This window comes from Streptomyces sp. NPDC026301, from assembly GCF_055567935.1.
In genome coordinates, this window is record NZ_JBVHPN010000004.1 from 305,665 (window position 1) to 332,078 (window position 26,414).

Annotated in this window: 24 protein-coding genes; 14 read left to right on the plus strand and 10 right to left on the minus strand. The window is 73.1% G+C overall.

What is annotated here, in order from left to right; all coding sequences use genetic code 11:
- Positions 1-35 precede the first annotated feature (35 nt).
- Positions 36-1,247 (minus strand): pyridoxal phosphate-dependent aminotransferase, encoded by a 1,212-nt coding sequence (locus ACZ4MH_RS09270; protein ID WP_351588650.1) that lies wholly within the window; start codon positions 1,245-1,247, stop codon positions 36-38.
- A gap of 106 nt (positions 1,248-1,353) precedes the next feature.
- On the opposite strand from ACZ4MH_RS09270, the gene ACZ4MH_RS09275 reads away from it, so the two are divergent.
- Together ACZ4MH_RS09275 and ACZ4MH_RS09280 are read left to right on the plus strand one after the other, a co-directional pair.
- Positions 1,354-2,040, plus strand: a complete 687-nt coding sequence (locus ACZ4MH_RS09275) for a winged helix-turn-helix transcriptional regulator (protein ID WP_351588652.1) — start codon at positions 1,354-1,356, stop codon at positions 2,038-2,040.
- 3 nt (positions 2,041-2,043) lie between these two features.
- Entirely contained in the window at positions 2,044-2,526 is a 483-nt protein-coding gene (locus ACZ4MH_RS09280) for a phosphatase domain-containing protein (protein WP_351588638.1), read from the plus strand.
- Positions 2,527-2,539: 13 nt separating this feature from the next.
- On the opposite strand, the gene ACZ4MH_RS09285 is transcribed toward ACZ4MH_RS09280, so the two are convergent.
- Complete coding sequence (locus ACZ4MH_RS09285; protein ID WP_351588640.1) at positions 2,540-3,133, minus strand: helix-turn-helix domain-containing protein; 594 nt, start codon at positions 3,131-3,133, stop codon at positions 2,540-2,542.
- A 102-nt stretch (positions 3,134-3,235) separates the two neighbouring features.
- Here ACZ4MH_RS09285 and ACZ4MH_RS09290 point away from each other — a divergent pair, with 102 nt between their 5' ends.
- From ACZ4MH_RS09290 to ACZ4MH_RS09305, 4 genes are all read left to right on the plus strand, one after another.
- Positions 3,236-3,871: an SAM-dependent methyltransferase gene (locus tag ACZ4MH_RS09290; protein ID WP_351588642.1), complete on the plus strand. Its 636-nt coding sequence runs from the start codon at positions 3,236-3,238 to the stop codon at positions 3,869-3,871.
- A 102-nt stretch (positions 3,872-3,973) separates the two neighbouring features.
- Complete coding sequence (locus tag ACZ4MH_RS09295) at positions 3,974-4,972, plus strand: NADPH:quinone oxidoreductase family protein (RefSeq protein ID WP_467754435.1); 999 nt, start codon at positions 3,974-3,976, stop codon at positions 4,970-4,972.
- On the plus strand, positions 4,969-6,174 hold the full coding sequence (locus tag ACZ4MH_RS09300; RefSeq protein WP_351600735.1) for an acyl-CoA dehydrogenase family protein: 1,206 nt from the start codon (positions 4,969-4,971) through the stop codon (positions 6,172-6,174). Before ACZ4MH_RS09295 ends, ACZ4MH_RS09300 begins: the two co-directional genes overlap by 4 nt.
- Positions 6,171-7,343 (plus strand): acyl-CoA dehydrogenase family protein, encoded by a 1,173-nt coding sequence (locus ACZ4MH_RS09305; RefSeq protein WP_351600738.1) that lies wholly within the window; start codon positions 6,171-6,173, stop codon positions 7,341-7,343. Before ACZ4MH_RS09300 ends, ACZ4MH_RS09305 begins: the two co-directional genes overlap by 4 nt.
- 62 nt (positions 7,344-7,405) lie before the next feature.
- On the opposite strand, the gene ACZ4MH_RS09310 is transcribed toward ACZ4MH_RS09305, so the two are convergent.
- On the minus strand, positions 7,406-8,344 hold the full coding sequence (locus ACZ4MH_RS09310) for a TetR/AcrR family transcriptional regulator C-terminal domain-containing protein (protein ID WP_351600740.1): 939 nt from the start codon (positions 8,342-8,344) through the stop codon (positions 7,406-7,408).
- Positions 8,345-8,516: 172 nt separating this feature from the next.
- On the opposite strand from ACZ4MH_RS09310, the gene ACZ4MH_RS09315 reads away from it, so the two are divergent.
- The 8 genes from ACZ4MH_RS09315 to ACZ4MH_RS09350 all read left to right on the plus strand — a co-directional run bounded on the left by ACZ4MH_RS09315 (position 8,517) and on the right by ACZ4MH_RS09350 (position 16,810).
- A complete protein-coding gene (locus tag ACZ4MH_RS09315) occupies positions 8,517-9,635 on the plus strand; it encodes an FAD-dependent monooxygenase (RefSeq protein WP_351600742.1) in 1,119 nt (372 codons plus the stop codon).
- A 105-nt stretch (positions 9,636-9,740) separates the two neighbouring features.
- Complete coding sequence (locus ACZ4MH_RS09320) at positions 9,741-11,165, plus strand: hypothetical protein (protein WP_351600744.1); 1,425 nt, start codon at positions 9,741-9,743, stop codon at positions 11,163-11,165.
- 143 nt (positions 11,166-11,308) lie between these two features.
- Positions 11,309-12,919, plus strand: coding sequence for an ABC transporter substrate-binding protein (locus ACZ4MH_RS09325; protein WP_351600747.1), 1,611 nt, complete (start codon positions 11,309-11,311; stop codon positions 12,917-12,919).
- A gap of 38 nt (positions 12,920-12,957) precedes the next feature.
- Positions 12,958-13,914, plus strand: coding sequence for an ABC transporter permease (locus ACZ4MH_RS09330; RefSeq protein ID WP_351600750.1), 957 nt, complete (start codon positions 12,958-12,960; stop codon positions 13,912-13,914).
- A complete protein-coding gene (locus ACZ4MH_RS09335) occupies positions 13,907-14,782 on the plus strand; it encodes an ABC transporter permease (RefSeq protein WP_351600753.1) in 876 nt (291 codons plus the stop codon). The genes ACZ4MH_RS09330 and ACZ4MH_RS09335 overlap by 8 nt, the downstream gene beginning before the upstream one ends.
- A 56-nt stretch (positions 14,783-14,838) precedes the next feature.
- Complete coding sequence (locus tag ACZ4MH_RS09340; protein ID WP_351600759.1) at positions 14,839-15,789, plus strand: ABC transporter ATP-binding protein; 951 nt, start codon at positions 14,839-14,841, stop codon at positions 15,787-15,789.
- Positions 15,782-16,447: an ABC transporter ATP-binding protein gene (locus tag ACZ4MH_RS09345; protein WP_467754436.1), complete on the plus strand. Its 666-nt coding sequence runs from the start codon at positions 15,782-15,784 to the stop codon at positions 16,445-16,447. The genes ACZ4MH_RS09340 and ACZ4MH_RS09345 overlap by 8 nt, the downstream gene beginning before the upstream one ends.
- A gap of 168 nt (positions 16,448-16,615) precedes the next feature.
- Positions 16,616-16,810, plus strand: coding sequence for a hypothetical protein (locus ACZ4MH_RS09350; protein ID WP_351588659.1), 195 nt, complete (start codon positions 16,616-16,618; stop codon positions 16,808-16,810).
- Between the two features lie 60 nt (positions 16,811-16,870).
- On the opposite strand, the gene ACZ4MH_RS09355 is transcribed toward ACZ4MH_RS09350, so the two are convergent.
- The 7 genes from ACZ4MH_RS09355 to xylB form a co-directional block, all read right to left on the minus strand.
- A complete protein-coding gene (locus ACZ4MH_RS09355; RefSeq protein ID WP_351588662.1) occupies positions 16,871-18,133 on the minus strand; it encodes a phosphodiester glycosidase family protein in 1,263 nt (420 codons plus the stop codon).
- A 127-nt stretch (positions 18,134-18,260) separates the two neighbouring features.
- Positions 18,261-18,872, minus strand: a complete 612-nt coding sequence (locus ACZ4MH_RS09360; protein ID WP_351588665.1) for an N-acetylmuramoyl-L-alanine amidase — start codon at positions 18,870-18,872, stop codon at positions 18,261-18,263.
- 197 nt (positions 18,873-19,069) lie between these two features.
- Entirely contained in the window at positions 19,070-20,080 is a 1,011-nt protein-coding gene (locus ACZ4MH_RS09365; protein WP_351588667.1) for an acetamidase/formamidase family protein, read from the minus strand.
- Positions 20,077-21,534: an APC family permease gene (locus tag ACZ4MH_RS09370; RefSeq protein WP_351588670.1), complete on the minus strand. Its 1,458-nt coding sequence runs from the start codon at positions 21,532-21,534 to the stop codon at positions 20,077-20,079. The genes ACZ4MH_RS09365 and ACZ4MH_RS09370 overlap by 4 nt, the downstream gene beginning before the upstream one ends.
- A 101-nt stretch (positions 21,535-21,635) precedes the next feature.
- Positions 21,636-23,051 (minus strand): family 2B encapsulin nanocompartment shell protein, encoded by a 1,416-nt coding sequence (locus ACZ4MH_RS09375; RefSeq protein ID WP_351588673.1) that lies wholly within the window; start codon positions 23,049-23,051, stop codon positions 21,636-21,638.
- A gap of 146 nt (positions 23,052-23,197) precedes the next feature.
- Entirely contained in the window at positions 23,198-24,631 is a 1,434-nt protein-coding gene (locus tag ACZ4MH_RS09380; RefSeq protein ID WP_351588676.1) for a family 2B encapsulin nanocompartment shell protein, read from the minus strand.
- 300 nt (positions 24,632-24,931) lie between these two features.
- Entirely contained in the window at positions 24,932-26,362 is a 1,431-nt protein-coding gene (xylB, locus tag ACZ4MH_RS09385) for a xylulokinase (protein WP_351588679.1), read from the minus strand.
- Positions 26,363-26,414: the final 52 nt, after the last annotated feature.

The following is a 26,414-nucleotide window of genomic DNA, read 5'->3' on the forward strand; positions in this document are numbered from 1 at the left end:
CCGGAGCACGACGGCGCGCCCGCACGGGGAGTCTCTCACTGCCGATACCCCGCCAGGAAGCGTCCGATGCGGCTGATGGCGGCGTCGAGGTCGTCGGCGTACGGGAGTGTCAGGATACGGAAGTGATCAGGGCGCGGCCAGTTGAAGCCGGTGCCCTGCACCACCTGGATCTTCTCCCGCAGCAGCAGGTCGAGCACGAACTTCTCGTCGTCGTGGATCTTGTGCACGGCCGGGTCCAGGCGCGGGAAGGCGTAGATCGCGCCCTTGGGCTTCACGCACGACACGCCCGGGATCTCGTTCAGGCGTTCCCACGCCCGGTCGCGCTGCTCGCGCAGCCGGCCGCCGGGGAGCACCAGGTCATTGATCGACTGCCGGCCGCCGAGCGCCGCCTGGATGGCGTACTGCGCCGGGGCGTTCGGGCACAGCCGCATCGAGGCCAGCGTGCCGAGCCCCTCCAGGTAGTCGGCGGCGTGCTGCGTGGGTCCGGAGACCACCAGCCAGCCGGACCGGAAGCCGGCCACGCGGTACGCCTTGGAGAGCCCGCTGAAGGTGAGGCAGACCAGGTCGGGGGCGAGCACCGCGGCGTTGTGGTGCACCTCGCCGTCGTACAGGATGCGGTCGTAGATCTCGTCGGCGAAGACCATCAGGCCGTGCCGCCGGGCCAGGTCGAGCATGCCTTCCAGCAGCTCGCGCGGGTAGACGGCACCGGTCGGGTTGTTGGGGTTGATGATGACCATCGCCCGCGTCCGGTCGGTGATCTTCGCGGCCATGTCGTCCAGGTCCGGCAGCCAGTCGGCGGACTCGTCGCACAGGTAGTGCACCGCCTTGCCGCCCGCGAGCGTCGTCACCGCGGTCCACAGCGGGAAGTCCGGGGCGGGGATCAGTACCTCGTCGCCGTCGTCCAGCAGCGCCTGGACCGCCATCGAGACCAGCTCCGAGACGCCGTTCCCCAGGTAGACGTCGTCCACGCCGACCTCGGTGAGGCCGAGCGACTGGTAGTGCTGGGCGACGGCCCGGCGCGCCGAGAGGATGCCGCGGGACTCCGTGTAGCCGTGCGCCCGCGACAGGTTGCGCACCACGTCCTGCAGGATCTCCTCGGGCGCCTCGAAGCCGAAGAGCGCGGGATTACCGGTGTTCAGCCGCAGCACGCTGTGCCCGGCCTCCTCCAGCGCGTCGGCGTGCTCGATCACCGGCCCGCGGATCTCGTAACAGACGTCGGCCATCTTGCTCGACTGCTTGAACTCCATGCGGCGGCCTCCCGGTCCCTCGCTCGCCGCGGCGCGGCGCATCGATGGTTCTCCTTGGTTTTACCAAGTGCGGACTTGGAAAGTCCAACCTCTTGTCTATGCTGGGATCATGCCGCGCCGAAGTTATGACCAGTACTGCGCCGTCGCCCGCGCCCTGGACGCCGTGGGCGACCGCTGGACCCTGCTGATCGTCCGGGAGCTGCTGGCCGGGGCCCGGCGCTACACGGACCTGCACGCCGACCTGCCGGGCGTCAGCACGGACATGCTCGCCGGGCGCTTGAAGGACATGGAGCGCGACGGCCTGGCCGTCCGCCGCAGACTCGACCCGCCCGCCGCGGCGTTCGTCTACGAACTCACCCCGCGCGGCCGCGCTCTGCTCCCCGTCCTCACCGCGCTGGCCGACTGGGGCGCGGCGGACCTCGGCGCGCCGCGGCCGACCGACGCGGTCCGGGCCCACTGGTTCGCCGTACCGCTCATGCCCCGGCTCGCCCGGCACTTCGCCGCGCAACGGCCGCAGGGCGCCCCTGTACGGGTCGTGGAAGTCCGGCTGGACGAGGGGACGTTCCACGTCACGCTGGGCGCGGAGACGGGCGCACAGGCGGATCACGGCTACACGGACGGGCCGGCCCCGGCACCCGACGTCGTACTGGAGCTGGACGCGGCGGCCTGCGCCGAGGTGATCTACGATCGGCTCTCACTCGCCCACGGCATCGACACCGGCCGCATCCGGGTGACGGCCGGCGGCGAACCGGCCGGCGTCACGGCGGCGACCGCACGCACAGCGACGGGATGACACATGGGAACGGCACCCCTGGCGGTCTTCGACCTCGACAACACCCTTGCGGGCACGGCGCACCGGCAGCACTTCCTGGAGCAGCGGCCGCGCGACTGGGACGGGTTCTTCGCCGCGGCCCCCGAAGACCCGCCGCTCCCCGAAGGCATCGCGCTGGCCCTGGAGAGCGCCGCGGAGTGCGAGATCGTGTACCTGACCGGGCGGCCCGAGCGGTGCCGCGCCGACACCCTGGAGTGGCTGACGCGACATGGCCTCCCCGAGGGCCGCGTCTGGATGCGTCCCTCCGGTGACCGCCGCCCGGCCCGCCACACCAAGCTGGAACTGCTGCGCAAGCTGGCGCGCGGCCGTGAGGTCCGCGTGGTCGTGGACGACGACGAACTGGTCTGCGACGCGGTCGAAGCGGCCGGCTTCCCCGTCGTACGGGCCGGCTGGGCCGCCCGCTCGGCCGCCCTGAAGGACGCCCAGGAGCGCGAGGGCCGCACCTGAAGGAGCGCGCCGCTCAGGAGTGGCCCGTGGGCCGCGCCCGTACGTGCACCCGCTCGCCCTGGGGGCCGAACAGGCAGAGGTACTCCACCGGTTCGGGGCCCGCGCTGGCGAAGCCGTGCGGGGTGCGCGTGTCGAACTCGGCGGCCTCGCCCGCGCCGAGCACGAGGTCGTGCTCGGCCAGCGCCAGCCGCAGCCGGCCGGAGAGCACGTAGAGCCATTCGTAGCCCTCGTGGCTCCGCTGCTCGGGCCGCGGGGCGTCGGACCGGCCCGCGGGCAGGATCAGCTTGTAGGCGTGCAGGCCTCCGAGGTGGCGGGTGAGCGGCACGAAGGTGTGGCCGTTCTTGACGATCGGGCGCGGGTGGATGCGGGGATCGCCGGTGGGCGGCGCGCCGACCAGCTCGTCCAGCGGGACGCCGTGCGCCTTGGCCAGCGGCAGCAGCAGCTCCAGGGTGGGCCTGCGCTGCCCGGACTCCAGGCGGGAGAGCGTGCTGACGGAGATGCCGGTGGTCTCGCTCAGCGCGGTCAGGGTGGTGCCGCGGTCCCGGCGCAGCGCGCGGAGCCGGGGGCCGACGGCGGTGAGCACGTCGGCGAGGTCGTCGTCTGCCATGGCTCTATTTGCCGTTTCGGCAAGAAACTTTGTCAAGTCGTCGGCGCGGTCCGAACATCGGCAGGGAAGCAGCGAGAACCCGCAACGAAGGAGCGTGTGCCGATGACCGATACGCAGATCTCGGACGAGGAGTTCTGGAACGCCCGGTACGCCGAGAGCGACCGGATCTGGAGCGGCGAGCCCAATACGGCACTGGTCCGGGAGGTCGCGGGCCTGACCCCGGGGCGGGCCCTGGACCTGGGCTGCGGGGAAGGCGGCGACGCGATCTGGCTGGCCCGGCAGGGCTGGCGGGTCACCGCCGTCGACGTCTCCCGTGTGGCGCTGGACCGGGCCGCCGGGCACGCGGCGGCCGAAGGCGTCGCGGACCGCATCGACTGGCAGCGCCACACCCTGGGCGAGACCTTCCCCGAAGGCACCTTCGACCTGGTCTCGGCGCACTTCCTGCACACCTTCGGCGCCCTGCCGCGGGAGGAAGTGCTGCGGACCGCCGCCGGTGCGGTGGCGCCGGGCGGGGTGCTCCTCGTGGTCAGCCACTCCGGACCGCCCCCGTGGGAGCCCGACGCGCACCCCGAAGTCCACCTCCCCGCGGCCCAAGAGGTGCTGGCCGACCTGCGGCTGGCGGAGGGGGAGTGGGAGGTGCTCGTCTGCGAGGAGCACGAGCGCACCCAGACCGCCCCGGACGGACAGCAGGTCGTCCGGATCGACAACACCGTGAAGGTGCGGCGCACGGCGGGCTGACCACCGTTCCCGATTGCCCCTCCGATACCTGTTCCCTCACGCATACCGACCGCTTAGTATGCCGATGGCACCGAGGCCACCGACGTCGTGAGGGGAAGCTCAGTGAAGGCATGGCGGGTACACGCGAACGGCGAGCCACGCGAGGTGATGCGGCTGGACGAGGTCCCGGACCCACAGCCGGGCCCCGGACAGCTGCTCCTCCGGGTGAAGGCCGCGAACGTCAACTTCCCCGACGCGCTGCTCTGCCGCGGCCAGTACCAGGTACGCCCGCCGCTGCCGTTCACGCCGGGCGTGGAGATCTGCGGCGAGGTGATCGCCGCCGGTGACGGCGCCGACGTCGCCGTCGGCACCCGCGTACTGGCGCAGCCGCCGCTGCCGGACGGCGGGTTCGCCGAACTGGCCGTGGTGGACGCCAAGTCCGTCCTCCCGGCGCCGGACGCGCTGGACGACGCCGAGGCCGCAGCCCTGCACATCGGTTACCAGACCGGCTGGTTCGCGCTGCACCGCCGCGCGCACCTCCAGGCCGGCGAGACGTTGCTGGTGCACGCGGCGGCGGGCGGCGTCGGCAGCGCCGCCGTCCAGCTCGGCCGGGCCGCCGGCGCCCGCGTCATCGGGGTCGTCGGCGGCCCCGAGAAGGCCGCGGTCGCCCGGGAACTCGGCTGCGACGTGGTCATCGACCGGCGCGCCGAGGACGTCATCAAGGCCGTGAAGGAGGCCACCGGCGGCCGCGGCGCCGACGTGATCTACGACCCGGTGGGCGGCGACGCGTACGCCCAGTCCGCCAAGTGCGTGGCCTTCGAGGGCCGCATCATCGTCGTCGGCTTCGCCAGCGGCACGATCCCCAGCCCCGCCCTCAACCACGCGCTGGTGAAGAACTACGCGATCCTCGGCCTCCATTGGGGCCTGTACGCCAGCAAGGAGCCGGCCGCCATCGGCGCCTGCCACGAGGAGCTGACCAAGCTCGCGGCGCAGGGCGTCATCAAGCCGCTGATCGGCGGCCGGGTGCCGCTCGACGGCGCCGCCGACGCGGTGCAGCGGGTCGCCGACGGCGTCACCACCGGACGCCTGGTCGTCCTCCCCGGAGAGGCAAGTGCCCGATGACCGCAGAGCCCACCGCACGCCCGGTCGACGCCGAGGAGCTGCGCCGGCGCACCGCCGAGCTGCTCGCCGCCCATCCGCCCGCCACCACGGAGCGCCTGGACTTCCTGCGCGCCCGCTTCGCCGCCGGCCTCGCCTGGGTGCACTTCCCCGAAGGGCTCGGCGGCCTGGGCGTGCCCCGCGCCCTGCAGGCCGTCGTCGACGAGGAGCTGACGGCCGCCGGGGCGCCCGACAACGACCCGGGACGGATCGGCATCGGCCTGGGCATGGCAGCGCCCACCATCCTGCGGTACGGCACCGAGGAACAGAAGCAGCGCTTCCTGCCGCCCCTGTGGACCGGCGAGGAGGTCTGGTGCCAGCTCTTCAGCGAGCCCGGCGCCGGCTCCGACCTCGCGGGGCTCGCCACCCGTGCTGTGCGCGATGGTGACAGCTGGGTCGTGGACGGCCAGAAGGTCTGGACGTCCGGCGCGCACAAGGCCCGCTGGGCGATCCTCATCGCCCGCACGGACCCGGACGCGCCCAAGCACCGCGGCATCACGTACTTCCTCTGCGACATGACCGACCCCGGTGTCGAGGTGCGGCCGCTGCGCCAGATCACCGGCGAGGCGGAGTTCAACGAGGTCTTCCTGACGGGCGTGCGGATTCCCGACAGCCGCCGGCTCGGCGAGGTCGGCGCGGGCTGGAAGGTCGCGCAGACCACCCTCATGAACGAGCGGGTCGCCATCGGCGGCGCCCGCATCCCCCGTGAAGGCGGCATGATCGGCGTCGCCGCCGCCGACTGGCGGGACCGCCCCGAACTGCGCACCCACGACCTGCACCAGCGGCTGCTGCGCCTGTGGGTGGACGCCGAGGTGGCCCGCCTCACCGGTGAACGGCTGCGCCAGCAGCTCATCCAGGGCCAGCCCGGCCCCGAAGGCAGCGGCATGAAGCTGTCGTTCGCGCGCCTCGCCCAGGAGATCAGCGGCTGGGAGGTGGAGTTCCTCGCCGCGGACGGCCTCACGTACGACAGCTGGACGCACACCGGCTCCGACGTACTGAGCTTCACCGGGCGCGAGGCGGGCTACCGCTACCTGCGCGCCAAGGGGAACAGCATCGAGGGCGGCACCTCCGAAGTGCTCCTCAACATCGTCGCCGAACGCGTGCTCGGCCTGCCGTCCGAGCCGCGCACCGACAAGGACGTCGCGTGGAAGGACCTGCCCCGATGACCGACCAGCAGACTCTGCCGGACGCCACGGCGTCCGAGCTGCCCGAGGGTCCGGACCTGCTCTACTCCGAGCCCGAGGACGACCTGCGCGCCGCCGTACGGTCCCTGCTGGCCGACCGCGGCGGCCCGGCCGGGGTCCTCGCCGAGCTGGAGTCGGGCCGCACGCACGACGCCGCCCTCTGGCGCTCGCTCGCCGCCGACATCGGGGCGGCCGGGCTGCTGGTCCCCGAGAAGCTCGGCGGCCAGGGCGCGGGCCCCCGGGAGGCGGCCGTCGTCCTGGAAGAGCTGGGCCGGGCCGTGACGCCCGTGCCGTACCTGACGAGCGCCGTGTTGGCGGTCACCGCCCTGCTCGGCTGCGACACCGGCCGGGACGACGTCGCGCGGCTGCTCGCCGCGCTGGCCGGAGGCGAGCGGATCGGCGTACTCGCGCTGCCGCTGCCGACCGCGCCCGCCGGGCCGCTGGAGCCGCCCGTACGGGCCGGGGTCGACGGCGCCCTGCTCGGCACCGTCCCCTCGGTCGCCGACGCGGCAGCCGCCGACGTGCTGCTCGTACCGGTGCGCGCGGCGGACGGCATCGAGCTGTACGCCGTGGACACCGATGCGCCGGGGCTGCACATCGAGACGGTCACCCCGCTGGACCTCACCCGTCCGCTGGCCCGCGTCACCTTCGACGGCGCGGCGGGCCGCCGGCTGGCCGGTACCGACCGGGCGGGCGGGGCCGTGCGGAAGGCCCTGCTCACGGGGGCCGGACTGCTCGCCTCCGAACAGCTCGGCATCGCCGAGTGGTGCCTGACCGAGCTCGTCGAGTACACCAAGCAGCGCCACCAGTTCGGCCGCCCGGTCGGCTCGTTCCAGGCGCTCAAGCACCGCATGGCCGCGCTCTGGCTGGAGGTGGTGTCGGCGCGGGCGGCGGCGCGCAACGCGGCGGACGCGCTGGCCACCGACAGCGCGGACGCCCCGGTGGCGGTGGCCGTCGCTCAGGCGTACTGCGCCCCGGTCGCGGTCCGCGCGGCAGAGGAGTGCCTTCAGCTGCACGGCGGCATCGGCATGACGTGGGAACACCCGGTGCACGTCTTCCTCAAGCGCGCCAAGAGCGACGAGATCGCCCTCGGTGCGCCCGGCCGCCACCGCGCGTCCCTCGCCGAACTGGTGGACCTCACGGCTCCGTAGGAGCCGGCGGGCACACCGGATGCCGGCCGACGGCTGTGGGGGCCGTCGGCCGGCGTCGCAGGTCAGCTGAGGCGGGGTGCGACCAGGCCGTCGAGCAGGGCTTGGAGGCCGCTTTCGAAGAGCCCGTCGAGGTCCAGGTCATAACCGTCGGCGCCGAAGGACTCCCGGAGCCGGGCGAACATCGGGTACCGGCCCGAAGCGGCGATCTTCCCGAAGGCATCTTCCTGCGCCTCCAGCCACTGCTCCTGGGAGAGGCCGCTCACGCTTTCGGCGTGCGCTTCCCGTTCGAGGTGGACGGCGAGCCCCTGGACGTGGCTGTAGAGCAGCACGTTGATATTCAGCATGGCGGTCCCGTCGAGCCCGAGGCCGTCCAGGCCGGCGAGCATCCACTCCGAGTACGCCATCAGGTTCGGCAGCGCCAACGGGCGCGTGAGCGGGGCGAGCTGCGCCAGCCAGGGGTGGGCGCGGTGCAGCGCCCAGAGGGCCCTGGCGCCCGTCTCCAGGCGCGTCCGCCGGCAGGCGGGCGGCTCGGCGGGGTACTCGATGTCGCCGAGCACGCTGTCCGCCATCAGCAGGACCAGTTCGTCCTTGCCGTTCACGTACCGGTAGGGGCTCATCGCCGCGGCCCCCAGGCGGGCCGCGACGCCGCGCATCGACACGGCCGCCAGCCCTTCCGCGTCGGCGACCTCGACGGCCGTGCGCACGATGCGGGCGCGGGTCAGCTCATGGTCGGAGGGGGCCGCCGCACGGGTGCCGCGAGAGAGGCCTGCGGGACGCCGGGACGGTGCCACCACCGTGCCGGCCCGCGGCCGGGCCTCCACGAGGCCCTCTTGACGCAGCGCGGTCAGCGCCTTGGTGGCCGTCGCCAGCGCGACGTGCCACTCCTCGGCGATCCGCCGGGTGGACGGCACCCGGTCACCGGCGACCAGCTCGCCGTCCTCGATGCGCCGCCGGATCTCCCCGGCGATGCGCAGGTACGGCGGAAGATTTTCCGCGGTCATCGCGCCCCTCCCTCGGCTGTACTAGGACAGAGGCTAGCAGCCAGGAGGGTTCCCCGGACGCTTTCTGTTCTAGAACAGACGGGAAATAAGCCCCTGTGGAGCGGCTTTCCCCGGTGCCGCGTACGGCGTACATTCAGCGCGTACACCGTACGTACTGCATGAGGGGGACCCCATGAGAGCCAGGACCGTGCTCGTCTCAGGAGCCGGCCTCGCCGGCCTCGCCACCGCCTACTGGCTGCGCCACCACGGCTACGAGCCGACCGTCGTCGAGCGTGCCCCGGGCCTGCGTCCGGGCGGGCAGGCGATCGACGTCCGTGGCGTCGCGCTGGACGTCCTGGACCGGATGGACCTGCTGACGGACGCGCGCCGGCTGCGCACTCGGATGCGCGGGATGTCGATGCTCGATGGCGCGGGGGAGGAGCTGTGGCGCTCCACCGAGATGGCCTACAGCAGCGGCCGGCTCGACAGCGACGACATCGAGCTGCTGCGCGACGACCTCACCGGGTTGCTGTACGAGCGGGCGCGCGACGGCGTCGAGTACCTCTTCGGGGACTCCATCGCCTCTCTCCAGGAGCGGCCCGACGGTGTACGTGTCGGCTTCGAAGGCGGTCGCAGCCGCACCTTCGACCTCGTGGTCGGTGCGGACGGGCTGCACTCCACGGTGCGCAGGCTGGCCTTCGGTGCCGAGCCGGAATTCCTCCGCCATCTCGGCGCCTACGTGGGCGTGTTCAGTACCGGCAACTTCCTGGAGCTCGACGACTGGCAGGTGTGGCTCCAGGAAGGCGACGCGACGTACTGCGTCTACCCGGCGCGCGGCAACAGTGAGCTCAGGGCCACGCTCGGCTTCACCTCCGGGCCGCTCGCACATGACCACCGCGACCCCGAGGGGCAGAAGGCGCTCCTTCAGGAGCGGCTGGGCCACTTGGGCTGGGAGACGCCGAGGCTGCTGACGGCTATGCGGCAGGCGCCCGACTTCTACTTCGACGCGATGGCGCAGATCCATCTGGACCGCTGGACCGCCGGCCGGGTGGCGCTCGTCGGGGACGCCGGTTACTGCCCCTCCCCGCTGTCCGGCCAGGGCACGAGCCTGGCCTTGGTGGGTGCCTACGTGCTCGCCGCCGAGCTCGGCCGGGCGGCGGAGGCTGGCCACCGTGCCGCGTTCGACCGCTACGAGGCGCGGCTGCGCCCCTTCGTCACCCGTAATCAGGCGCTGGCCACGGAGAACCCCGCCGGGCCCGCCCCCGAGGAGTCGATCGAGGCGGCCAAGAATGCCCTCGCGCTCGATGGTTGACCGTTCCACTTTTGTGCCTGCCTCACCGGGCGCGCGGCGCCCCACTGGCCGGGCGGCGCCCCACCGAGCATGTCGGAAAAGTGAAGTTCGGGTAGCGTCGTACGCATGAAGGTCGCACCCCGACGACCCGCCTTCCGGACGGTGCCGGCCCTGTCGGCCGCCGGTGCGGCGCTGCTGCTCGCGGTGGCGCCCGTCGCGGCTCCGGTGGCACCGGCCGCGTACGGGGCGCCTGCGGGGGCCGTCGTCGCCTCCGTGGCGCGCGACGACAAGGGCCTGGACGCGGCGGCCGACGCGCTCTCCAAGGGGCCCGTGTACGTCGACCCGCGGGCCGCGGGGCGGCTGCCGAACGGGCAGGCCGACGCCATGGCGAGCGACATCGAGGAGGCCGGGAAGCCGGTCTTCGTGGCCGTGCTGCCCGCGACCTCCGATTACCCGCCCGCGACGCTCTTCGAGGACCTGCGCACCCGGGTCGGCATCCGGGGCGTGTACGCGGTCCAGCTGGGCGACCGCTTCGACGCGCGCGCCGACGGGGGCGTGATGTCCCAGGAGTCGGTACGCCACCTCGTGGGTGCCGCCCAGCGGGCACACCCGGGTGACGCGACCGCGCAGCTGAAGGACTTCGTCGCGCAGGCCGACAAGCAGGTGGCGGACGGCACGCCGAAGTCCTGGCACGGCGCGGGCGGCAGCGGCGTCAGCACGGGCGCGCTGGTCGGGCTCGGGGCGCTCGTCGTCCTCGGGGCGGGCGGCGCGTACACGATCTCCCGCCGGGCCAAGCGCCGGCGCGAGGCCGACGAGCAGGCCGCGCTGGACGCGCTGCGGGTCGTGGTGGACGAGGACATCACCGCCTACGGGGAGGAGCTGGACCGGCTGGACTTCCGGCCCGGCGAGCCGGGCGCCGACGACCTGATGCGCGCCGACTACGCACAGGCCCTGGACGCGTACGAGAGCGCCAAGCAGACGATGGCGCAGGCGCGGCACCCCCAGGACGTGCGGAAGGTGACCGAGGTGCTGGAGGGCGGCCGGTTCGCGCTCGCCACGCTGGCGGCCCGGCGGGAGGGCAGGCCGCTGCCGGAGCGCCGGCCGCCGTGCTTCTTCGACCCGCGGCACGGCCCGTCCGTCGCCGACATGCGCTGGGCGCCACCCGGGGGCGCTGAGCGCATGGTCCCGGTCTGCGCGGCCGATCAGGCGCGGCTGGCGGACGGTCAGGAGCCGATGACCCGTACGGTGCGCACGCCTTACGGGGAGGACCGCCCGTACTGGGACGCGGGGCCGGTCTACACGCCCTGGGTGGGCGGCTACTACGGGATGCTCGGCGGCGGGCTGTTGCCCGGCCTCTTCCTGGGCACCATGCTCGGCTCCTCGATGATGGGCCCGGCCGCCTACGGGTGGGGCGACGGTGGGTACTACGGGGACGGCGGTGGTGGGGACTACTCGGGCGGCGACTTCAGCAGCGGCGACTTCGGGGGCGGCTTCGGGGACGGCGGGGGCTTCGGGGGCGGCGGCGGATTCGGCGGCGGCTTCGGCGACTGAGGCCGGGCTTCCCGGCGTGCGGCCGGGCTTCCGCGTGTAAGGACCGCGACTGCGCGCACTCTCTTACGTGCTGTTTAATTGCAAGCCATTCGCAAAAACTTTGCCATGGCATGAGACGGCATGAAGCAAGAGGAGAGTGGTGCATGTCCGCCCGGTCGATACGAGGAGCGGCCGCGACGGCCCTGGCGACGACGCTGGCCCTCGGTGCCGCGGCCTGCTCCACGCCGTCCGACGGCAAGGGTGCCGCGGGCGCCGAGGACTCCGCCGTGGTCGGCATCGCGTACGAGCCGGACAGCCTCAGCCCGCTGCTGGGCTACGGCAAGGACGGCAACTCCAAGATCTTCGACGGGCTGCTCACCCACGATGCGGATCTGCGGCTCAAGCCCGCGCTCGCCACGAAGCTCCCCGAGGTTTCCGACGACGGCCGGACGTATACCTACACGCTGCGCAAGGGTGTGGAGTTCAGCGACGGCAAGCCCTTCACGGCCGACGACGTGGTCTTCACCTACCGGACCATCCTCGACGAGAAGACCAACAACGCCTCCAAGGCCGAGCTCGACGCGATCGACGGCATCGAGAAGAAGGACGACCGCACGGTCGTCTTCCACCTCAAGTACCCTTACGCGCCGTTCGCCGAGCGCACCGTCCTGCCCATCGCCCCGCAGCACGTCGCCGGCGCGCAGGACGTGAACAACGGGTCCTTCACCACCCACCCGGTCGGCACAGGGCCGTACGTCCTCACCCACTGGTCCAAGGGCGAGAAGCTCAGCTTCAAGGCCAACCCGCACTACTGGGGCGGCGCGCCGAAGGTGAAGAACTTCACCATGGCGATCATCAAGGACGACGACGTGCGCGCCACCCGGCTGCGCTCCGGCGACCTCGACGGCGCGATCCTGCCGCCGAACCTCGCCGCCACCTTCAAGTCCGCGCAGGACAAGAAGACGTACACGGCCAAGACCTTCGACTACCGCAACGTCACGCTGCCCAGCGCGAACCCGGTCACCGGCGCCAAGGCAGTGCGCCGCGCCCTGGACCTCGCCGTGGACCGCGACGCCATGGTCAAGGGCATCCTCAACGGCGCGGGCAAGCCCGCCTACGGGCCCGTGCCCACCGACAGCCCGTGGTTCGCCAAGGGGACCGAGCGGGCGCACGACCTGAAGAAGGCCGGGCGTATCCTCGACGACGCGGGCTGGAAGAAGGGCGCCGACGGCATCCGCACGAAGGGGAAGCAGCGCGCCTCCTTCACCCTCTGGTACCTCTCCGGTGACAAGCTGCGCCAGGAGCACGCACTCGCCTTCGCCTCCGACGCCAAGAAGGCCGGCATCGAGGCCAAGGTCGAGTCCGGCACCTGGGAGGTCATCGAGCCGCGGATGAAGCACGACGCGGTGCTCGCGGGCGGCGGCAGCCCCGCCGACCCGGACTTCGACCAGTACCTGCTGCTGCACTCCTCGCTCGCGGGTGACGGCTTCAACAACATGTCGCGATACAAGAACGGCACCGTCGACCGGGCGCTCGTCGACGCCCGCCGCACCGACGACCACGACCGCCGCAAGGCCGGGTACGACACCGTCCAGCGCGCGCTGCAGAAGGACCCCGCATACATCTTCCTGACCCACATCGACCACCTGTACGTGGTGAACGACAAGTGGCAGGTCCCGGGGGAGCAGCGGCTGACCACTCAGGTGGAGCCGCACGACCACGGTCTGGCCTCCGGGCCCTGGTGGAACGTCGAGGACTGGCAGCCGAAGAAGTGAGAGCGCTGACGTCCCTGCCCTGGGGGCCGATGGCGCGGATGACCGGACGGCGGGCCCTGCTCGCCGTCCCGGTCCTCCTGGCCGTCACCTTCGGGGTGTTCGCCATCGCGGCGGCCTCGCCCTTCGACCCGGTCAAGGCGTACGCGGGGACCGCGGGGCTGACCGCGTCGCAGGAGAACCTCGACCAGATCCGCCACAACCTCGGCGTCGACCGGCCCCTGGTCGCCCGCTGGTGGGACTGGCTGACCGGCGCCCTCACCGGCGACCTCGGCGACTCCGCCTCGTTGCGCGCCCCGGTCTCCCAGGTCATCGGCGAACGCATCGGCTGGTCCGTCCTGTTGTGCGCGCTCGCCTTCGTGCTCGCCGTCCTGCTCGGCACCGTACTGGGCGTGCTCGCGGCCCGTAGGCGCGGCGGCCTGCTCGACCGCACGGTGACCGGCGCCGCGTACACCCTGGAGGCCGCGCCGCCCTTCTGGCTCGGCCTGCTCGCCATCTGGCTGTGCGCGCTGAAGTTCGGGGTGCTGCCGGCCGGCGGCCTCACCGACACCGGGAGCGGCACCGCCACCGCCGGCCAGGTCGCCCGCCATGTGATCCTGCCCGCCCTCGTGCTGGCCGTCTCGCAGCTCCCGTGGTTCGTGCTGTACGTACGCCAGGGCGTCGGCGATGCGCTCGCCGAGGACCCGGTGCGCGGCGCGCGCTCCCGGGGCCTGCGCGAGCGGACCGTCCTGCTGCACCACGCGCTGCGCAGCGGCCTCCTGCCGGTGCTCACCCTGATCGGCTCCCGGGTGCCCGAACTGATCACCGGCGCCCTGCTGGTGGAGACCGTCTTCAGCTGGCCGGGCATCGCGGCGGCCACCGTCCAGGCCGCCACCAGCGTCGACTTCCCGCTGCTGGCCGCGCTGACCGTACTGGCCACGGCCGCGGTACTGGCCGGCAACCTGCTCTCGGACCTGCTGTACGGACTCGCCGACCCGAGGGTGGCGTTCGATGGCTGACCTCACCTGGCACCCCGCGCGGCCCGGCACCGCCCGGGACCGCGGCAACCGCACCCTGAGGGTGGGCGCTTCGGCCGTCATCATGGCCGCCGTACTGCTCGCCGTCCTCCTTGTGCCGCCGCTCGTCCCCATGGACGCGCAGGCCGTCGACCTCGCCGCCAAGCTGCAAGCCCCGTCCCTCGCGCACCCCTTCGGGACCGACGAGGTCGGCCGGGACCTGCTGCTGCGCTGCGTCTACGGGCTGCGCGTCTCCCTCCTGGTCGGCGTGGTCGCCGCGCTCACCGCCACAGTCATCGGCACCGCCGTCGGCGCGCTGGCGGGCGCGCTCGGTGGCTGGGCGGACCGGGCCGTGATGCGGGTCGTGGACCTGTTCTCGTCCGTGCCGCACCTGCTGCTGGGCATCTTCGTCGTGGCGATGTTCCGGCCCGGCGTCTGGCCGGTGATCATCTCGGTGGGGCTCACCCACTGGCTGTCCACCGCGCGCATCGTGCGGGCCGAGGTGCTCTCGCTGCGCGGCCGCCCGTTCGTCGACGCCGCGGTCTCCGGGGGCGCCTCGCGGTGGCGGGTGACCGTACGGCATCTGCTGCCCGGCGTGCTCCCGCGGGCCGGGCTCGCCGCCGTCCTGATGGTGCCGCACGCCATCTGGCACGAGTCCGCGCTGTCCTTCCTCGGCCTCGGCCTGCCCGCCCACGAGGCGAGCCTGGGCATCATGGTCAACTCCGCGCGCGGCTCCCTGCTGGCGGGCGACTGGTGGCCCACGCTCTTCCCCGGCCTGTTCCTCATCGTTCCCACCCTCGCCGTCGCCGGCCTCGCGGGCGCCTGGCGGGAGCGGATCGACCCGCGCCGCCGATCGGAGCTGATGCTGTGACCACTACGGAAGCACCCCCCGTCCTCTCGGTACGCGGCCTGTCCGTACGCTTCCGGATGCGCGGCGGCCGGCACGTCGCCGCCGTCACCGACGCGTCCTTCGACCTCGCGCCGGGCGAGTGCCTGGCGCTGGTCGGCGAGAGCGGCTGCGGCAAGTCCGTACTGGCCTCAGCGCTGCTCGGCCTGCTGCCCGGCAACGCGGAGACCGCCGGCTCGGCGCGGCTCGCCGGGACGGCGCCCGGCGGCGCCCCGCTGCCCGGCATCGAGCTGCTCACTGCCACCGAGAAGGAGCTCGCCCGCAGCGTCCGCGGCCGGCGGGCCGGGCTGGTCCCGCAGAGCCCCGCCGCGCACCTCACGCCCGTCCGCACCGTACGGGCCCAGCTGGAGGAGACCGTCCGGGAGCTGACGGACGTCCCCCGCCACGAACTGCGCTCGGCTGCAGAGGGGGCAGCCGAGCGCGCGGCCTTCCCCGCCGACCACCTCGACCGGTACCCGCACCAGCTCTCCGGCGGCCTCGCCCAGCGCGCGGCGACCGCGCTCGCGCTGGTCGGCGAGGCGCCGCTGCTGATCGCCGACGAGCCGACCACCGGGCTGGACCGCCACCTGGTGGACCGTACGGTGGACGAGCTGCGTCGGCACGCGGACGACGGGCGCGCGCTGCTGATGATCACGCACGACCTCGCGGCGGCCGAGCGGATCGCCGACCGGGTCGCCGTCATGTACGCGGGCCGGATCGTCGAACTCGCCGGTGCGGCGGACTTCTTCGGGGCGCCGGGCCCCCGGCATCCGTATGCGCGCGGCCTGCTCGACGCGCTCCCGGAACGCGCCTTCATGCCCATCCCCGGCCAGCCGCCCGAGCTCGGCGCGCTCCCCGAAGGCTGTGCGTTCGCCGCCCGCTGTCCTTACGCGACGGCGGCGTGCGACGTCGTGCCCGAGCCGGTCGACGGGGTGGCCTGCCACCACGTACCGACGGGCGCCCCGGCCACTCGGGAGGCCGCCGATGCTTGACCTCATGGACGTCACCGCCGGGTACGACCGGATCCGGCCCGTCGTGCGCGGCGTCTCCCTGCGCGTCGCACCCGGTGAGGCGGTCGGGCTGCTCGGCCCCAGCGGCTGCGGCAAGTCCACCCTCGCCAAGGTCGCGGCCCTGCTGCACCGGCCCGACCGGGGGAGCGTCGTCGTGGACGGACGGAGGGCGCCTGGCTGGCGGCACCGCGCCCCGCGCGAGCTGCGCACCGCCTTCGGCGTCGTCTTCCAGCAGCCCCGGCTCGCCGCCGACCCCCGGCTGCGGCTCGCCGACCTGATCGCCGAGCCGCTGCGCGCGGCCGGCCGCCGCGGCGAGGCGGCCGAGCGGCTCGCGGAGCTGGTACCGCGCGTCGGCCTCGGCGCCGAACTGCTCGGCCGCCGCCCGCACGAGGTCAGCGACGGCCAGCTGCAGCGTGCCTGCCTCGCCCGCGCGCTGATCCTGCGGCCACGCTGGCTGATCTGCGACGAGATGACCGCGATGCTGGACGCCTCCACGACGGCCGCGCTGGTCGCGGTGGTGGAGGAGTACCGCGCGGAGTCCGGGGCCGGCCTCCTGGCCGTCGGCCACGACCGGGTACTGCTCGAACGGTGGTGCGACCGCACGGTGGGGTGGGAGACGCTGGCGCAGCAGGCGTCCTGAGCGGTACGCGGCGGTCGGCGCGGCAGTGGTACGCGGCGACCCCGGCAGCCGTCCGGTGACCCGCAGTGATCACCCGTTCGGCGGACGCCTGATAGGCGGGTCAAGGCCGCGAAATACGCCAAACTGGCGCCGGTGACGGCCCGTTCGGGCCATCGAGGGAGGTTCGCCATGGCTATTTCGATCTCAGTCGTCCTGCTGCTCGTCGTGCTGGCCGTCGTCTTTCTGCGCAGCGGACAGCTGAAGCTCTCGCACGCCCTCGTGTGCGTGCTCCTCGGCTTCTTCCTCGCCGGCAGCAGTCTCGCGCCCGACATCAGCAACGGCCTCTCCGGCGCCGCGGACCTCGTCAGCAGCGTACGACCCTGAGAGGAGCGCCCCAGGGCCCGCCAGGGCCCCCAGGGCCCGATACGGCCCTCCCAGGGCCCCTCACGGCTGCCGCGCGAAGACCCCGATCCCGTTCGGCACCGGTCGCTCCGCGCCGCCCGAAGGATGGTTGCGTACGGTCGCCGCGCCGCTCCCCGGATCGCGCAGGACCAGCGTCGAGGACCCGCCGCCGTCCAGGTTCACCGCGTCCCGGGCGCCGATCCGCGTCATCAGCCCGGCGAGTTCGTCGATCGTCAGCCCGGCGTTCCCCTTCGTGCCGTCCAGCGCCAGCAGATACAGCACCCGCCCGTTCCCGCCGACGCCCGCCGCGGTACGGACCGCCGACGCGACCGTGTCCAGGCCCGGCAGCGGCGCACCGTCCCGCAGGACCGGGAAGCCGCCCACCGCGAACCGCGCGGGACCCGGCCGCTGCCCCACCAGCCGGTCGGTGACGCGCACCCGCTCGCCCACCGACAGCTTCCGCAGCTGCCGCGCGCCCTCCTCGCGCCCGACCAGTACCGTCGAGCCCTCGGGCACGCCGCCGCGCCCCGGCGCGTCCGCGACCTTCTCGACCCGGCCGCCGCGCACCGTGACCTCGGTGGTGTCCGCACTGCACGGCGCCGCCCGGTCGGTGTCCGTGCCGCACGTGGCGCGCACCCGTGAGGTGGTGCCCCACTCCGGGGTGTACGCGCCGATGCCGTCGACCGGCAGCGCGTACAGGTTCAGCCCGCGCAGCGGCAGCCGGCCGTCCGGCGTGGCCACCGAGCCGCGCAGCGACAGCCGGTCCAGCCGGGCCCGCCGGTCCGGCCCCACCGCGATGACGTCCTCGGCCGTCGTGCCGGGCGGTAACGCGGGCCCGAACCGCTGCCCGTCCGGCACCGCCGACTTCAGCCACCGCCCGGACGCGATCGCGGGCCCGTCGGACGCGCCCGTCGGCTCGACACCCGGGTGCTGACCCTCCGTTATGTTGAAGAAGTCCCCGTTGACCCCGGCCACCGCGCCCTGCGCGTCGGCCATCGCGGACACCGCCTTGCGGGCGCCGACCGCGCCCGCGTACAGCAGATCGACCGAGACGTCCGGTCTCGCCAGGTCCACGGTCAGCAGGTGACCGCGTACGGTGCCGCGCGGCACCGCCATCGAGAACTGTGTGTACGTCACCCCGGACGCCGCCGGGGCCGCCCGGCCCTTACGGAGCACGTCCGCCGAGACGGCGGCGCTCCCGCCGCCCGCCACCCCTCCGCCGGCCAGTGCACCGGCCGCCAGCAGAACCGTCAGTACCGCGCGGACACGACCGAATCGCTGCTTCACGATCACCCCAGTTGTCACGCCGACTGTTCCTTGGGCCAACGAAGTACACCACTGGCGGGCCGAGCACACGCAGAAGCGCCGTGGTACCGGTGCGCGCCGCTCTGCTGGCGGCCGCCGCCCCGGGGGAACGGCGGCCGCCCGCCCCTCAGGAGGCGGCCTTCACCAGGCTCATGTAGCGCGCCCAGTCCCAGTAAGGGCCCGGGTCCGTGTGGTCGGTCCCGGGCACCTCGACGTGGCCGATGATGTGCTTGCGGTCTCTCGGTATGCCGTACCGTGCGCAGACCGCGGCCGTGAGCTGCGCGGACTGCTCGTACATGGCGTCCGTGAACCACTTCGGCTGGTCCACCCAGCCCTCGTGCTCGATGCCGACGCTGCGGGTGTTGTAGCTCCAGTTGCCCGCGTGCCAGGCGACGTCGTCCTCGCGGACGAACTGGCCGATGTACCCGTCTGCCGAGCGCACGCAGTAGTGCGCGGAGACCTGGGCGTCGGGGTTCTGGAAGATCTTGACCGTGTCGGCGTACGTCTCCTGCGTGACATGGATGATCACCATGTCGATGCCGTACTGCGCCGGGCGGTTCGCCGCGGTGTAGTTGGCGGCAGCGGCGGGGGTCCAGTGGATGTCCGGGTAGGCGGCGGCGCGGGAGCGGTGGGGGGCGGCCTGCGCCAGGCCGGTGCCGAGGGGGACGAGGGCGGCGGCCGCCGCCGCTGCTCCGGTGAGCAGGCGGCGGCGGGACGGCCGGGGGATGTCGTGCTGCATGCGATCTCCTGCCGGTGTTCATGGGGGGAGGGGGATGCTCGCGAACCTGCCACGGCCTGCGGGCCGCGGCGTGACGAAAGGCGCATGCGGTCCCGCCATCGTCCGGAACCGCACGGCCTCTGCCAACGTTCTGCCCGGTCCGCTCATGGCTCGACCAAGAACGGCGGAAAATCTTCTGGACGGTACTCCCGCCCCGCTCAGCGCAGTTGCGCGGCCCGCTCCCGCAACTCCGCATGCAGCCCGCCGTACACCGTCGCCGCCGGCAGCCACTCCTTCCGCAGCTTGGCCACGCAGGTGTAGTTGCTGTCGCAGACGTTGGCGAGCGGCGCCTCCACGGCCTGCGTGACGACCTGGTAGGCGTCCAGTTCGCTCAGCCCGAAGTCGCGCGCCAGCCACTGCACCAGGTCCAGCTGCGAGATGCGGAAGGCGTCCTCCAAGGGGCGGGCCGAACCGGTGGAGATGAGGTGCGTGTCGGACTCCAGCCGCGGCCAGGGCGTCGCCACTCCCTTGAGCAGCTCCACGACCGCCACGGTGTGCATCGCCGTCTCCACGGCCACGCCGCACGTCTCGCCCTCGCCCTGACGCGCGTGCCCGTCACCCAGACTGAGCAGCGCGCCCTCGACGTTGACGCCGAGGTAGCAGGTGACGCCCGCGCGCATCTCGGGCGTGTCCATGTTGCCGCCGTGCGCGTCCGGTACGAGCGCCGAGCGCACCTCCAGGTTCGCGGGCGCCACGCCCACCGTGCCGTGCATCGGGTCCATCGGCAGGTCCAGCGTCAGGTCGCTGTCCCGCGCGCTGAACCGGCACAGCCCGCGCTCCCGGTCCAGCTCCCAGATCCACACCGCCTCGGGCAGCGGAGGCTGCAGCGAGGCCGTCGCGTGCGTCGAGGTCAGCGCGCCGAACAGCGGCACCGTCGAGGACGCGGCCCAGTCCCGGCGCGGCGTGATCGACACGAAGTGCACCGCCAGCGTGTCGCCCGGCTCCGCCCCCTCCACGTAGAACGGCCCGGTCTGCGGGTTGAGGAAGGGGAACTCGCAGACCTCGGACACCAGGTCCTTGTCCGAGCGCACCCGGCCGCCGAAGCAGTCCTCGGTGAAGACGTCCAGAACGGTGCCGGGCGCCACCCTGGCCACCGGCGCGGCGCCCCCGAAGGTCCAGGCGTAGTCCTCGGGTCCGGGCCGGACGGTGCAGATCCGCGGGTCGGTCATACGGGCTCCTCATCGAGGTGGACATGTCCGGTCGCCGCGATCCGGTCCGGATGCCGGCGCCACAGGACGGCGAGGGCCACGGCCCCCAGCGCCATCCAGCCGCCGACGATGGGCCCCGCGTACGAGACCGGCGCGGTGAGCTCGCTGACGAAGAAGAACACCGGCAGCCCGGCGGCGGTGAGCAGCGCAGGCACGAACGCGGCGATGCCGAGCAGTGGGAAGAGCAGATGGCGCAGCCACCTGAACTCCGCGCGCCGGCGCCGCAGGAAATACCCCACGCAGGCCAGGTTGGTGACGATGTAGACGGAGATCACGACCGTCACGATGACCGTGGCCAGCAGTACGAACGCGGTCACCGGGTCGTACGCGAAGCCCAGCCCCAGCGCCGCCGCCAGCGCGATGACGAACTGCGCGAGCACGCCGTACACGGGGGAGCGGCGGACCGGGTGCAGCCGGGCGAAGGCGCGCGGGAAGCTGCCGATGCGGCCCAGCGCGAAGGCCGTACGCGTCGAGACGTTCGCGCAGGCGTTGGCGTTGGCCACGGTGGAGTTGGCCACCGCCAGGAAGACCAGGATCCAGAACGCCCCGAAGGAGGCGCGCGCCACGCCGTCCCAGGAGCCCGGCCCGGAGGCGGAGAACTTCGCGAAGGCGTCGGGCCCGTAGAACACCGCCATGGCGTACGTGGTGATCAGGTAGACGAGGCCGATGGAGAGCGCGGCGCCCAGGACCGCGCGACGCATGTTGCGGCGCGGGTCTTTGGCCTCCTCGGCCAGCGGCGCCGCCGCCTCGAACCCGGCGAACGCCAGTACCGTGTAGACCGAGCCCGCGATCACCCCGCCGACGCCGCCGTACGCGTCCGGCGTGTGCGACGTACCGAAGACGCTCAGGGTGTTGGCGTCACCGGCCCCGATGATCAGCAGCGCCGCGAACACCAGGAAGACCAGGACCTCGAAGAGGCCGAGGACGGTGCCGAGGCGGGCGGAGGCGCGAATGCCGCGGTAGCCCGCCAACGCGATGATCACCGCGCCCGCCAGCACCCACGGCCACCACAGGTCCGCCGGATACGCGGCCCACTCCTGGTGCAGCGTGCCCGCGACCGTGAAGCCCAGCTGGAGCAGGAGCAGGGCCGGCACCAGCGCCTCGACGAAGACATAGCCCCAGGCCACCAGGAAGCCGATCGCCGGGTGCAGGCCCTGCGCGCTGTACGTGGCCACCGATCCCGCGGCCGGCATCCGGTGGGCCAGCTCCGCCACCGAGGAGGCCGTGAACAGGCAGGCCACCAGCGCGATCAGCACGGACAGCGGCAGGCTGCCGCCCGCGAAGGCGGCGCCCGCCGGAATGGACGCGGCGATGGCCGCCGCAGGGGCCATCGCCGTCACGCTCTGGAAGAGGATCTCCCGCAGCCCCACCGCATCGCGGCGCAGCCGCGTCTCATGTCTCCCCGTGTCCCCCATTCCCCTGAGAGTAGGCACGGGACGGGGGAGGCGGAAGAGCGCCTACGGAGCGGGGACCGGTCCCCGCGGCGCTGCACGCTCCGCAGGGACCGGCGGGCCCCTCAGTGCCCGATCTCGACGTCCTCCAGGATGCCCAGCGCGTCCGGCACCAGCACGGCGGCCGAGAAGTACGCGCTGACCAGGTACTTGATGATCGCCTGCTCATTGATGCCCATGAAGCGCACCGACAGGCCGGGCTGGTACTCGTCCGGAATGCCCGTCTGGTGCAGACCCACCACGCCCTGGTTCTCCTGGCCGACACGCATGGCCAGGATCGAGCTGGTCTGGTCCGGGTTGATCGGGATCTTGTTGCAGGGCAGCAGCGGGATGCCGCGCCAGGCCCGGACCTCCTGGCCGCCGAACTCGACGCCCGTCGGGTAGATGCCGCGGGCGTTCCACTCCCGGCCGATGGCCGCGATGGTGCGCGGGTGCGCCAGCAGGAACTGGGTCTTGCGGCGACGCGCGATCAGCTCGTCCAGGTCGTCCGGGGTGGGCGGGCCGGAGCGGGTGTGGATGCGCTGCTTGAGATCGGCGTTGTGCAGCAGGCCGAACTCCTTGTTGTTGATCATCTCGTGCTCTTGCCGCTCGCGCAGCGCCTCGACCGTCAGCCGCAGCTGCTGGTCCAGCTGGTTCATCGGGTCGTTGTACAGATCGGCGACCCGGCTGTGGATCTTCAGCACGGTCTGCGCGACGCTCAGTTCGTACTCCCGCGGCGCCAGCTCGTAGTCCACGTACGTGCCCGGCAGCTGCGGCTCGCCGACGTGGCCGGACGCCACATCGATGGCCGCCTCGCCGTGCTTGTTCTGCGCGGGGATCAGTGCGGCGCGGAACTGCTCGATGTGGCTGCGCAGCGCCTCGGACCGGCCGGCCACCTCTTCGTAGGCGGAGCGGGGCAGTACCAGCGCCGTGCCCCGGGTGACGGCGCGGACGGTGTGCTCCCAGGTGCCGTCCCCGGACAGCAGGGCCGTGGCGCCCACGTGGTCGCCGTCGGCGAGCACACCGAGCACGGTGTCGTCGCCGTACTTGCCCTGCCCCACCCGCTCCAGCTTGCCGTGGGCGATCAGCAGCACCCGGTCGGTGGAGCCGCCGCGCTCGGCGAGCACGTCGCCCGGTGCGAAGTCCTGCTGCTCGAAGCGACCGGCCAGCGCCTCCAGCGCCGCCTGGTCGGTCAGCCCGCGCAGCGGCGCCAGTTCGCGCAGCTCGACGGGGATGACGCGAACCTCGCTGCCGGTGCTGGTGAACTCCACCCGGCCGTCGCCGAGGGTGTGGGTGAGCCGGCGGTTCACCCGGTACGTGCCGCCGGAGACCTCCGCCCAGGGCAGGATGCGCAGCAGCCAGCGGGAGGAGATCCCCTGCATCTGCGGCACGGTCTTCGTGGTGGTCGCCAGATTCCGTGCCGCCGCCGTGGCGAGGCTCGACCGGGCCTGGTCGTTCGCGGAGTCGCCGAGGCCGGACGTCGGGTCGAGCGAAGTGGTCATGGAGATGCTCACCTATTCCTGTGCCAGTGTGAAACGTGCGGCCGAAGGCCCGGCCTGCGGGGCCGGGCGCCATTCGGCAGAGGTCCCCCGGTGATGTGCGTCACGCTGCGGCTTGAATTGCCGCGGTCGTGGCTGGAATTCGCGGTTCAGTAGCCGATCGCCACATCGTCGAGAATTCCGAGTGCGTCCGGGACCAGGACGGCCGCGGAGTAGTAGGCGCTCACGAGGTAGTTCAGAACGGCCTTGTCGTCGACGCCCATAAAACGGACCGACAGGCTTGGCTGGTATTCATCGGGAATTCCGGTCTGGTGCAGCCCGACGACACCCTGGCGCTCCTCGCCGGTGCGCATCACGAGGACGGAGCTGGTGCCGTCCTCGCTGATCGGGATCTTGCTGCAGGGGAACAGCGGCACGCCGCGCCAGGACGGCAGCGAGTGGCCCATGAAGTCCACGGCCGTCGGATACAGGCCACGCTTGCTGCACTCGCGACCGATGGCCGTGATGGCCTTGGGGTGTGCCAGCAGGAAGGACGGCTCCTTCCATACCCGCGCGAGCAGTTCGTCCAGGTCGTCGGGGGTGGGCGGGCCGCTGCGAGTGGGGATGCGCTGGCGCGGGTCGGCGTTGTGCAGCAGGCCGAACTCGCGGTTGTTGATCATCTCGTGCTCTTGCCGCTCGCGCAGCGCCTCGATGGTCAGCCGCAGCTGCTCCTCGACCTGGTTCATCGGGTCGTTGTACAGGTCGCCGACGCGGGTGTGGGTGCGCAGCACGGTCTGCGCGACGCTCAGTTCGTACTCCCGCGGCGCCAGCTCGTAGTCCACGAACGTACTGCCGAGGACCGGCTCGCCGTGGTGCCCTGAGGCGATCTCCAGCGCCGCCTCGCCGCTCTCGTTGTGCGGGGCCGGGGCCTCGTCCCGCACCGCCTCAAGATGCGTCCGCAGCGCCTCCGAGCGGCCCGTGACCTCGCCGAGCGCGCTCGCGGCGAGCGTCAGTACGGTCACCCGCGTCACGGCACGGTAGGTGAACTCCCAGGTCGGCTCCGGTGTGGTGAGCGCCTTGTCACCGAGATGGTCGCCGCCGGCCAGCGCGCCGAGCGTGGCCTCGTCGCCGTACTTGCCCGTGCCGATCCGGTCCACCCTGCCGTGCGCGATCAGCACGACCCGGTCGGCCCGCGCGCCCGCCTCGGCGATCACCTCGCCCGCCGCGTACTCCTGGCTCTCGAAGCGCTCGGCGAGCGCGCTGAGGACCTCCGTGTCGGTGAAATCCCGCAGTGCGGGCAGCTCGCGCAGCTCGTCGGGGATGACGCGCAGTTCGCCGCCGTCCGCGGCGAAGTCGATATGGCCGTCGCCGACGGTGTACGTCAGGCGGCGGTTCACCCGGTACGTGCCGCCGGACACCTGCACCCAGGGCAGCAGGCGCAGCAGCCACCGGGAGGTGATGTTCTGCATCTGCGGCTGCGTCTTGGTGGTGGTCGCAAGATTGCGCGCCGCGGTCGTGGCCAGACTGGTCAGGTTCGTATTTTGGCTTTCGCCTCCGGTGTCGGAGAGAGTTTCTTCCGGAACCGTCACAGCTGCCCCACCCATCTCTGGAAGAAGTTGAAATCGGCCTATCCGCCGAACAGAGAAGGTAGTCGCACTGATTTTATCCGCACAATCCCTCAAATGAGTGGCGTAGAAAGGGAATTGAGTGGATAGGCTCAGCGGAACAGCTAGCTCTTCGGGCGCACGGAACGCGCGAGCCCGGGGGAATGCCGCGCGGGGCGCACGACGGCGCTTACGGGGCCCGCCCGGGTGCTCACCCTGAAGGGCGCCGCGGGACGCCGCCCAGAGGCGGACCGCCGCGGAGACCCCGAAGGGCGGACCTCACGACCCGAACGGCGGGCCTCACGCCCCGAAGAGCGGGCCCGCCGCCGTGAGGGTCCCCGTCAGCCGCTCCCACGCTGCCGCGTCCCGCTCCACCGCCTCGTAGCGCTCGCCCCGGTCCGTCCCCCAGCGCCGCGCCACCGCCGCCGGATCCTCGCCCAGCAGCAGCCCCGCCGCCTGCGCCGCAGCGCCCAGCGCCACCAGTTCCCCTTCCCGCGGCACGATGACGGCCCGCCCGGACAGCCGCCGTACGGTGTCCCGCCAGGCCCGCCCGCGTGCCCCGCCGCCGATGAGCAGCAGCGGCTCGTCCGCCGCGGTCTCCGGCCCCGCCACCAGGTCCAGCGCCCGCAGCAGCGCGAACACCGCGCCGTCATAGGCGGCCTGCAGCACCTGCCCGCCCGTGGTGTCGTGCCGCAGCCCGTGGAGCAGGCCCGTGGCCTGAGGGAGGTTCGGCGTGCGCTCGCCGTCCAGGAACGGCAGCACCACCGCCGAGCCGCCCGGCTCCACGGTCTCCCGGTCCAGGCCGAGCAGCGCCGCCACCCGGTCCACCGCGAGCGTGCAGTTCAGGGTGCAGGCCAGCGGCAGCCAGTCGCCGCGCGCGTCCGCGAAGCCCGCGACCGTGCCCGTCGGGTCGGCCGGGCGCCGGGTGGTCACCGCGTACACCGTCCCCGAGGTGCCGAGGCTGATGACCGGGCGCCCCGGGCGCAGCCCGAGTCCCAGCGCCGCCGCCATGTTGTCCCCCGTACCGGCCGCGACCAGCGCCCCATGGGGCAGCGGCAGCCCTTCGGGGCGCACGGTCCCGGCCGCCTCTCCGGGGCGCGCCACTCGCGGCAGCATCTCCGTACGCAGCCCCACGTGCTCGAGGACCTCCGCGTCGTAGGACTCGGTGGCCGAGGACCACCAGCCCGTCCCCGAGGCGTCGCCGCGGTCGGTGACGGCCTCGCCCGTCAGCCGCTCGGTCACGTAGTCGTGCGGCAGCCGCACCGCTGCGGCCGCCTGAGCCGCCGCCGGCTCCTGCGCCCGCAGCCACGCCCACTTGGCCACCGTGAACGACGGCCCGGGCAGGCTGCCCGCCCGCGCGGCCCACGCCTCGGGGCCGCCCAGCTCCTCGATGAGGCGGCGGCTCTGCGGCGCCGGCCGCACGTCGTTCCACAGCAGCGCGGGGCGCACCGGGCGGCCGGCCGCGTCCAGGGTGACCAGCCCGTGCTGCTGGCCCGCCACGGAGACCGCGGACGCCTGCCTGGCGGGGTCACCACAGGCCGCCAGCGCCCGTCCCAGCGCCTCCCACCACTCCTCGGGGTCGCTCTCCTTGCCGGGCCCGGCGGAGACGGTGTGCGGCGCCTGGCCGCGTGCCGCCACCTCTCCCGTCGCCGCGTCCACGATCAACACCTTCGTGGACTGCGTGGAACTGTCCACGCCGGCCACGAGCGGCCCCGCTCCCCACGCGCCCATCACCACTCCTCACTCATGTGCCCGGTTCCTGCCCTCCACGTGCCCGGTTCCC

Bases quoted from the DNA above. Each gene is read 5' to 3' on its own strand.
- ACZ4MH_RS09270 (WP_351588650.1), bottom strand. From the start codon at position 1,247: ATGGAGTTCAAGCAGTCGAGCAAGATGGCCGACGTCTGTTACGAGATC.
- ACZ4MH_RS09280 (WP_351588638.1), top strand. From the start codon at position 2,044: ATGGGAACGGCACCCCTGGCGGTCTTCGACCTCGACAACACCCTTGCG.
- ACZ4MH_RS09285 (WP_351588640.1), bottom strand. From the start codon at position 3,133: ATGGCAGACGACGACCTCGCCGACGTGCTCACCGCCGTCGGCCCCCGG.
- ACZ4MH_RS09290 (WP_351588642.1), top strand. From the start codon at position 3,236: ATGACCGATACGCAGATCTCGGACGAGGAGTTCTGGAACGCCCGGTAC.
- ACZ4MH_RS09300 (WP_351600735.1), top strand. From the start codon at position 4,969: ATGACCGCAGAGCCCACCGCACGCCCGGTCGACGCCGAGGAGCTGCGC.
- ACZ4MH_RS09305 (WP_351600738.1), top strand. From the start codon at position 6,171: ATGACCGACCAGCAGACTCTGCCGGACGCCACGGCGTCCGAGCTGCCC.
- ACZ4MH_RS09310 (WP_351600740.1), bottom strand. From the start codon at position 8,344: ATGACCGCGGAAAATCTTCCGCCGTACCTGCGCATCGCCGGGGAGATC.
- ACZ4MH_RS09315 (WP_351600742.1), top strand. From the start codon at position 8,517: ATGAGAGCCAGGACCGTGCTCGTCTCAGGAGCCGGCCTCGCCGGCCTC.
- ACZ4MH_RS09320 (WP_351600744.1), top strand. From the start codon at position 9,741: ATGAAGGTCGCACCCCGACGACCCGCCTTCCGGACGGTGCCGGCCCTG.
- ACZ4MH_RS09325 (WP_351600747.1), top strand. From the start codon at position 11,309: ATGTCCGCCCGGTCGATACGAGGAGCGGCCGCGACGGCCCTGGCGACG.
- ACZ4MH_RS09330 (WP_351600750.1), top strand. From the start codon at position 12,958: ATGACCGGACGGCGGGCCCTGCTCGCCGTCCCGGTCCTCCTGGCCGTC.
- ACZ4MH_RS09335 (WP_351600753.1), top strand. From the start codon at position 13,907: ATGGCTGACCTCACCTGGCACCCCGCGCGGCCCGGCACCGCCCGGGAC.
- ACZ4MH_RS09340 (WP_351600759.1), top strand. From the start codon at position 14,839: ATGCGCGGCGGCCGGCACGTCGCCGCCGTCACCGACGCGTCCTTCGAC.
- ACZ4MH_RS09345 (WP_467754436.1), top strand. From the start codon at position 15,782: ATGCTTGACCTCATGGACGTCACCGCCGGGTACGACCGGATCCGGCCC.
- ACZ4MH_RS09350 (WP_351588659.1), top strand. From the start codon at position 16,616: ATGGCTATTTCGATCTCAGTCGTCCTGCTGCTCGTCGTGCTGGCCGTC.
- ACZ4MH_RS09360 (WP_351588665.1), bottom strand. From the start codon at position 18,872: ATGCAGCACGACATCCCCCGGCCGTCCCGCCGCCGCCTGCTCACCGGA.
- ACZ4MH_RS09365 (WP_351588667.1), bottom strand. From the start codon at position 20,080: ATGACCGACCCGCGGATCTGCACCGTCCGGCCCGGACCCGAGGACTAC.
- ACZ4MH_RS09370 (WP_351588670.1), bottom strand. From the start codon at position 21,534: ATGGGGGACACGGGGAGACATGAGACGCGGCTGCGCCGCGATGCGGTG.
- ACZ4MH_RS09375 (WP_351588673.1), bottom strand. From the start codon at position 23,051: ATGACCACTTCGCTCGACCCGACGTCCGGCCTCGGCGACTCCGCGAAC.
- ACZ4MH_RS09380 (WP_351588676.1), bottom strand. From the start codon at position 24,631: ATGGGTGGGGCAGCTGTGACGGTTCCGGAAGAAACTCTCTCCGACACC.
- xylB (WP_351588679.1), bottom strand. From the start codon at position 26,362: ATGGGCGCGTGGGGAGCGGGGCCGCTCGTGGCCGGCGTGGACAGTTCC.